Origin of the sequence: Methylobacterium sp. WL64 (assembly GCF_008039945.1) — a bacterium.
Taxonomy (GTDB): Bacteria; Pseudomonadota; Alphaproteobacteria; order Rhizobiales; family Beijerinckiaceae; genus Methylobacterium.
This window is the reverse complement of the sequence record NZ_VRVA01000193.1, coordinates 1-6594: the sequence shown is the minus strand read 5'-3', so window position 1 is coordinate 6594 and position 6594 is coordinate 1. Positions and strand designations below refer to the sequence as shown.

The 6594-nt window shown below is 64.6% G+C and carries 12 protein-coding genes and 1 pseudogene; 10 read left to right on the top strand and 3 right to left on the bottom strand.

Annotated elements, in window-relative coordinates; genetic code table 11:
- Both FV242_RS32070 and FV242_RS32065 read right to left on the bottom strand, forming a co-directional pair.
- Nucleotides 1–236, bottom strand: a 236-nt coding sequence (locus tag FV242_RS32070; protein ID WP_187278655.1) for a hypothetical protein, incomplete at its 3' end; no start/stop codon positions are given.
- Between the two features lie 82 nt (nucleotides 237–318).
- Complete coding sequence (locus tag FV242_RS32065) at nucleotides 319–597, bottom strand: XRE family transcriptional regulator (RefSeq protein WP_147941757.1); 279 nt, start codon at nucleotides 595–597, stop codon at nucleotides 319–321.
- A gap of 104 nt (nucleotides 598–701) precedes the next feature.
- Between FV242_RS32065 and FV242_RS32060 the strand changes: the two genes are divergently transcribed.
- From FV242_RS32060 to FV242_RS32015, 10 genes are all read left to right on the top strand, one after another.
- On the top strand, nucleotides 702–998 hold the full coding sequence (locus tag FV242_RS32060; protein ID WP_147941756.1) for a hypothetical protein: 297 nt from the start codon (nucleotides 702–704) through the stop codon (nucleotides 996–998).
- 63 nt (nucleotides 999–1061) lie between these two features.
- Nucleotides 1062–1313, top strand: a complete 252-nt coding sequence (locus tag FV242_RS32055; RefSeq protein ID WP_147941755.1) for a hypothetical protein — start codon at nucleotides 1062–1064, stop codon at nucleotides 1311–1313.
- Nucleotides 1314–1321: 8 nt separating this feature from the next.
- Entirely contained in the window at nucleotides 1322–1540 is a 219-nt protein-coding gene (locus FV242_RS32050; protein WP_147941754.1) for a hypothetical protein, read from the top strand.
- Nucleotides 1537–1965, top strand: a complete 429-nt coding sequence (locus FV242_RS32045; protein ID WP_147941753.1) for a hypothetical protein — start codon at nucleotides 1537–1539, stop codon at nucleotides 1963–1965. Before FV242_RS32050 ends, FV242_RS32045 begins: the two co-directional genes overlap by 4 nt.
- A gap of 68 nt (nucleotides 1966–2033) precedes the next feature.
- Nucleotides 2034–2426 (top strand): hypothetical protein, encoded by a 393-nt coding sequence (locus tag FV242_RS32040; RefSeq protein WP_147941752.1) that lies wholly within the window; start codon nucleotides 2034–2036, stop codon nucleotides 2424–2426.
- A gap of 225 nt (nucleotides 2427–2651) precedes the next feature.
- Nucleotides 2652–2942: a hypothetical protein gene (locus tag FV242_RS32035; protein WP_147941751.1), complete on the top strand. Its 291-nt coding sequence runs from the start codon at nucleotides 2652–2654 to the stop codon at nucleotides 2940–2942.
- A gap of 55 nt (nucleotides 2943–2997) precedes the next feature.
- The gene (locus FV242_RS32030; protein WP_147941750.1) at nucleotides 2998–3612 is read left to right on the top strand and encodes a hypothetical protein; all 615 of its coding nucleotides are present in this window, start codon (nucleotides 2998–3000) and stop codon (nucleotides 3610–3612) included.
- Between the two features lie 66 nt (nucleotides 3613–3678).
- Nucleotides 3679–5613 (top strand): hypothetical protein, encoded by a 1935-nt coding sequence (locus FV242_RS32025; protein WP_147941749.1) that lies wholly within the window; start codon nucleotides 3679–3681, stop codon nucleotides 5611–5613.
- Between the two features lie 28 nt (nucleotides 5614–5641).
- The gene (locus tag FV242_RS35950) at nucleotides 5642–5806 is read left to right on the top strand and encodes a hypothetical protein (RefSeq protein ID WP_246692986.1); all 165 of its coding nucleotides are present in this window, start codon (nucleotides 5642–5644) and stop codon (nucleotides 5804–5806) included.
- Nucleotides 5807–5911: 105 nt separating this feature from the next.
- On the top strand, nucleotides 5912–6121 hold the full coding sequence (locus FV242_RS32015; protein ID WP_147941747.1) for a ribbon-helix-helix domain-containing protein: 210 nt from the start codon (nucleotides 5912–5914) through the stop codon (nucleotides 6119–6121).
- Between the two features lie 353 nt (nucleotides 6122–6474).
- Here FV242_RS32015 and FV242_RS32010 read toward each other — a convergent pair.
- Nucleotides 6475–6594 (bottom strand): annotated as a pseudogene (locus FV242_RS32010) (IS5/IS1182 family transposase); the annotation flags it as partial.

The following is a 6594-nucleotide window of genomic DNA, read 5'->3' as shown; positions in this document are numbered from 1 at the left end:
GGCGAAGCGGGCGGGCAGGTGCGGCATGGGGCGTCTCTGGCGAGGGACACCACCAGCCTATCCATCAAGCCCGCTTCGTCACCCAGCGCGTTCCACGGCCGGTCGAAATGGCCAAAGTCGAGCTGAGACTGCCATGCCGATTGAAGCATCCGCAGCACCTCGTCGGCGAATGCCTTCTCTTGAGTGTCCGCAATCCTCTCGGCCTTCTGGCGGTCCTGATCAATCTGCTTTTCCACGCGCATTGCTGCACCCTTATCAAGCCGTTGCTAAAATGTTCTAGTCATAAGTTTAGGCAATAGATCAAATAACGGCCATCGCTTAGTGCTTTTCGCGAGTTCCGTCTTTTCTCATTTTGAAGCGAATGCCTTGCCCGCCCCCATTTTCGGGGATGAATTCTAGGCCACCGCGCTCAAAAGCTTCGACTAGAGCGCGGTTATTCATCGTCGTCAGCCGTCGTGCTGGTTTGCCATCTACGCTTCGGACCGTCTCGAAGGCCCTGATCGTCGGCAGTGGAACGCCGGAGGTCTCGGATAGCTCTTTTTGGTCGAGCCGCAGCAGCGAGCGCGCCGCGCGGCACAGTTCCGGTGTCAGGTCCATTAAGCATCTCCGCGATGTCACTGAAGATATAAGATGGCGACCTGATTGACAAGACCGCGGCGTGTCTCCATAACAATCATGTTGTGATTTTGGAGACATGACAGATGCCCCGCCGCACCGTCTCTTGGACTGCTATCGACCGCGCCGGCCAAGACAGCCGCCCCAAGATCCCGGCCGGTCTCCTGTCTGCCAAGGCGTCTATCAACCTGACCGTCCGCCTCGACCGCCGCCCGCTCGTCGCGGCTGGCAAGTTCGACCGCGCTGCCATCATGCACGCTGCCGCCAAGGCCGCCCGTCTCCATCAGGAGCGGTTCGGCTGCACCTGGGGCGAGGCGATGTCGGTGGCGCTCAAGGCTGCTTGGGGCGCCGCCAAGCTCGCCCGGCACATGGCCGCGCACTGATATCCACGATCCCTGCATCCAGTTTTACCGCGATCCCTGCATCCCGCAATTGAGGACCGCTCAATGTCCTACCATGCCCCCGCAACCACCTTCGTCCCCGCCCCGATCAACCACGCCGTCCCGCTCGTCCTACGCACGCCGACGCAGCGCCTCGTCCACGCCCGGGAGGATCATGAGCGCTGCCTGCGCCTGGCGGCCTCCTACCGGGTGCGCCTCGCCCGCGGCGAGACCGAGATGCGCGAGCTCCACGCGTGGGCTCTGGGCCATGCCCGCATCCTGCGGGCGCGCTTCCTCGACCTGTTCCCCACCCACTGAGGTCTGCCATGTTGATTACCCGCACATCCATGCTCACGGGCGAAACCAACACCCTCGACCTGCCGGTCACCGAGGACCAGCTCGCCGCCTACGAAGCCGGCGGCTTCCCGCAGGTCGTGTTCCGCCACCTGCCGCCGCCCCTGCGCGAATTCATCATGACCGGCATCACGCCGGAGGAGTGGCAGACCCGGGTCGCGTTGCCCGAGATGGAGGAGGACGACCTGTGAACGCCAGGATCCCCCGCCGGGTCGTTTTCGGCGGCGCGCTGATGCTGATCGCCCCGAACACCGCCATCGCCGTCGAGCCCGATCCGATCTTCGCCGCTATCCTGGCCGTGCAGCAGGCCTCCGCAGCCCTGACAGCCGCTCTCGACGGCCTCAACGAGAACGACCCGATCCAGATGCGGCGCGCGGACGAGGCCGCCGACCGCGATGCGGGTGCCCGCAACGCCCTGGCCAAGGTCAGGCCCTCTACGCGGGCTGGGTTTCACGCCCTGATCCGGTTCCACGCTGAGGACGTGACATGGATGGAGCCGGACACCTTCGGAGCGCTCGCACTCCGCGATCTTGCCGACGCCCTCGATGCTTTCACCGAGACAGCCACACCCGCGATACCTGCAAGCCGGCATAGCGCCATGCAGGATCCCCGCTAACCCGTATTGAAGGATTACCGGACAGGCTGACGATCGAGCACGCCGCGACCCCTGACCCCATTCATGCGGTGATTGAACGGCACCGCGCCGCCTGGGAGGCCTATCAGGTCGCCCCGGAGGATATCAGCCACCCCGAGACGGTTGCCGCCGATCAGGAGACCTACGACGCCCTGACGGCGCTTCTCAGCACCGCCTGCTCTAGCCGGTTCGGGGCCCTTGCCCTTCTCGGGCACCTGCAGTGGTGGTTGGCAGAAGAAGAGCCGAATGCGGGGGCCTTCGGTGACGACTGGCATGCTGCTCGCGCGCGGGTGGGCGACCTCGCCCTGTTCCTCGGCGAGCCTATGACGCCCGTGATGCTGGAGCCGGGGCCGTCTGCGGTGCCTCTCGGGGCCATTGCGGCGGGTATCGTCGCCCGGATGGTTCTCAACGATCGCCGGGCTCCGCGCTTGGGCTGCGTCTAAGCGGTCACGATCCCATAACCATCGCTCTTGTCATCAAAAATATAAGACAAGAGGTTCGTTGACACGGCCCAGAACTGTCTCCATAAAAATCAAGTTGTTGTTTTAGAGACAAGACAGGGCGGCGCTGATGCCTCTCTCGGATCGACCTTCCTGACGTGACAGCACCGGCATCGCGCCGGTTTCCGCCCACCCGCAGCCGACATCTCAAGCCCCGGAGCACCGGTTATGGCTACGACCTCGCGCGCCTTCAGCAAGCCGAAGAACACCACCGCTCGCACCGCAGCCGATGGGTCGGCAACCGTCCAGCGCCGCCTCCCCGTCGACGGTCGGTTCCTGAACCTGCCCAACGAGCCGGTCCCGAGAGAGATCGAGCCCTGGGAGCTTGTCGAGCCCGTCCGGCCGGACACAGCACACAGTCGGGCCTTGCGCTTCCTCGACGTCGCTGGCGAGCTGTTCGCCGCCGTCGCCATCATCGGCGGGGGCATGGTGTTGACCGGCCTCGCCTCTTTCCTCTGAGCCGCCGGACCTGCAAGCCGCCTTACCTGCATCCCTGCAAAGCGAATAACCTGCAATGCGCAACCTGCTGAATTTTTGTTTTCGTGCTTCCTCTGGACCTAGCCTGCGTGAGCGGGCGGCCGAACTGCGCGGCACCCTCGCCGGTCAGACCCGCCGGACCGTCATGGCTGGGTCCGTGGCCGCCGCCGTGCCGTTGCCGGCTATGGCCGCCGCCCGCATTCAGCAGCCCACCGAGTACGCCGAATATCGCGACCGCCTGCTGGCTGCTTACGCAGAGGACCGGGCCTGCCGTTCGATTGAGGGCGAAGCTCTGATCAACTCCTTTGAGGACGTGGCCAGCACCTTGGTCATGCGTCGCTGCTGGGCGCTGGCCGAGGAGGTCGCAAAACTGCCGGCTCCTCGAACCCTCGACGGGCTGGCTGTGGTCGCGCTTGCAGCCACCATTCTGTGGGAGGTGTGTCACGGCGGCGAGAAGCACGACGTAGCTGCCGTCGCGTTGATCCGGTCCATCCTGGTGATGACCGGAACCGAACTGCCGCCTCGGTTCAGTGGCTTCGGTGACGAGCCGGACGTGAAGGAGCGGGACCGCGCTCTCTACAACGCTCCCGGCGCGCTGCCTGCCTGGGCCATCGCCGAGGCCAAGGCCGAATACGACTTCGATGACGCCTGACGCCCCCACTGCGTGGCGTTCGTCTCGCCGCGCCTCCTCCCGCAATCCTATCTTCAGAGGTAGACCGTGCCCTCTCTCAAGCTGTCCAATCCGTTCCGCCGTGACACGGATCGCCCGACGCTCAAGCAGCGCGCCGCTGACCTGAAAGCCAGCCTCAGCCACCTCGCCAGCGATCCACTGCCCACGCCGGAACGCGGTGCTGTCCAGGCGGAGATCCGTGCGGATGCCGAGTTGGTGCGTCTGGGCCACCAGTTCGAGGCTGCCCGCAAGCGCGAGATCGTGGCCTGCGAGGCCTGCAACGCGGCTCAGAGGGAAGCGGGGCGGAATATGCCCAAGCGTCCGGCTTGCCTGATCCTGCGCCCTGAGGACGAGCCTTTCAACCTCGCACCGTGGAGCAGTGGCCGTACCGGGGAGCAGGTGTTTCCGAGAGATATCGACCACCTTCGCAAGCACAAATTCACCCGCGAGATTTGGCGCAAGGGGCGAGATGGCGAGACCGCTTGGTCAGGCCATGGGGGGAAGCTGCCAGAGATTGTGCCTTGGCCTGAGGCACAGGCTCGCGCCGATGAGATCGTGGCCGCTTGGGACGACTGGTGCGCGGCCAAGGCCGCGGTCAATCTGCAGTATGATCGACCTGACCTTGAAGAGGCAGCGGACGAAGCGGGGACGGTCGCCGTCAACCTTGCAGAGGCTATCGCGGCGCTGCCAGCACATACTGCGGCCGGCTTCCGAGTGAAGCTGCGCGCGCTGGAAAGCTATAGCCCTCGCACGCTCCTATCCGAGACCGATATCCCGGACGAGCCGGATCTGGATCAGCTCCTTTCGCACTCGCTCTGGCGCGACATGCAGGGCGAGACGCAGTCTGCAGTCGAGCCCGTGGACTGGCACAACCCGCCGCCCGGCTTCATGGCCTCACCCGCCATCGAGCCGTTCGGCTTCGCCCGGATCCCAGACGCCATCGGTCTCGAACTCGACCGCCTGCACGGCATCGCCGTCGCGGAATTCAAGCGCCGAGGTGGGCCTGAGAAGAGTGAAGCGGAGCAGGCCGCCCTACGCCGTGAACTGCACCTCGACGAATTCAACTACGTGCCGGCGCGCGAGAATGGAGAGGTGCCCGAGCCGGCGCTCGACACCTTGTCCGCCCAGATCCTAGCGTTGTGGCCGGCATGGGCGGCGCATACCGGCGACGACGGCACGGACGAGCAGACCGCCGCTTACGAGGCGATGCAGCAGCGCCGGTTCACCCTTCTCCACGCGGCCGATGCCCTGCCCGCCACACTCGGCAGCATCCAGCCCAAGGCGCTGGCCCTCGCCTGGCTGCACTACGTCGACGAGTGGCGGCAGGGGCAGAAGCGCGACGACTACTCCACCGATGGACGCCTCGCGATCGACATCCACATGGCGGCGTTGGCACAGCCTGGGCAGACGTCGCTCACGGTCTTCCGCCAGGAGCCCGACCTCGTTGGCATGCTCGACCTCACTTCCGCGAGCATGGAGGACCTGCGGGCGGTCCACGACGTGGCCGATCTGGTTGGGAGCGTCGCCTACGCCACGACATGGCAAGGCCGCTGCAAGATGCGCGGATATGGCGATGAAGCCAACGCTGCCGGCAAGCTGATGCAGTGGCTCGGCGACGCGCTAACCGACGTGGAGACGGCTACTAGTGCCGAGGCCGCTCGCCGGGTCCCTGGCAACAGCTCCGACCGCGGGCGGCGCCTCTCGATATGGGCAGCCAGTGTCATCGACAACGATGACCCGAAAAGCATCGAAGCTTTTGCCCGGGAACTCTTGGCTCACGCCGAGGCCGAGCGGGCAGGGCGCGGACAGGCGCCCGCCACCTCTTCCGTAGCCGTGCGTACCGATCCGGCCGGATCTCGCCGGAGGACTGCCAGTCCCACACAGCACCGAGACCCTGAAAATGAGCACCGTAGTTCGCTTTCCCGCTGGCCAGAAAGCCGCTGCAGCCCCGATCCCCCGAGAGGAGTTCGAGCGGCTGGCTGAACTCGCTCTCGACATCGTCGACCGGATCGTGGCCCTTCTCGACGCTGAGGATGGCGACCCCGACCGTGAGGACGGTGGTGATGCCGAGCCCGATCTCGGCGCCCCAGAGCAGCACGATAACCAGGTCGTCTGGTTCCGTGGCTCAACGCGGGATCTAGAGATCGACCGGCAGGAACCGGACCAGTGCGCCTGATCTTCCCTTCCAGGATGTCATGCAATTCGCATTTGCGGGTCTCAGCACATCCTTAAGTCCCCCAAGGCAGACTCCGGCCGTCAAGGACGCTCGGAGCCTAAGCCCATGTCAGTGAAAAATATGCAGGTGAAGGTGGACCTAGAAGGCTGGCGGACGGTCAAGGTCCTCTGTGTGACGCTGGATAGGACCTTAGAGGACCTGATGGTGGAGGCGATGAACGACCTCATGGTGAAGTATGGCCAAAAAGGCACTCTTGAGCGGCGTTCAGCGGAGCGCACCCCAGCGGGAGGTCGTGCAATGCGAGACCTGCTTTGATGCTTCCATGCATTCTGGAGGGCTCAACCGCATAAAAAGTCCATGTGCCATTCCGGGGCACTACGAAATAGCAATCTAGTCCTCCCACTATCGCCCTCCGAACCCATTGGGGGCGGGTATGGGCGACGACGGCGAACTGGGCATCGATCAGGATCTGGACTGGCTGTTGGATGAAATGCCGGCGCCTCTCCAGGATTGCCTGGATGAGGGCGACGAGCCGCGGCGAGTGAAAGGGCCATCACCCCTGCCCTTCCAATGGGAAGGCGACTGGTTAGGGTTGAAGCACTTAGCGGCCGGCAAGCTCACGCGTGTCCCCCACCCGGTACCGTCGGACTTTGATGGACTAAGAGCGCCTAACAGAACCGTCTGATCTGGTTGAGAGTGATGAGGCTGGCGGCGAGGCTCGTGAAGGCCTCGTAGATGTCTGCGCGTCGCTCGTAGCGGATGGGCAATCGACGGAATCGGTTGAACCA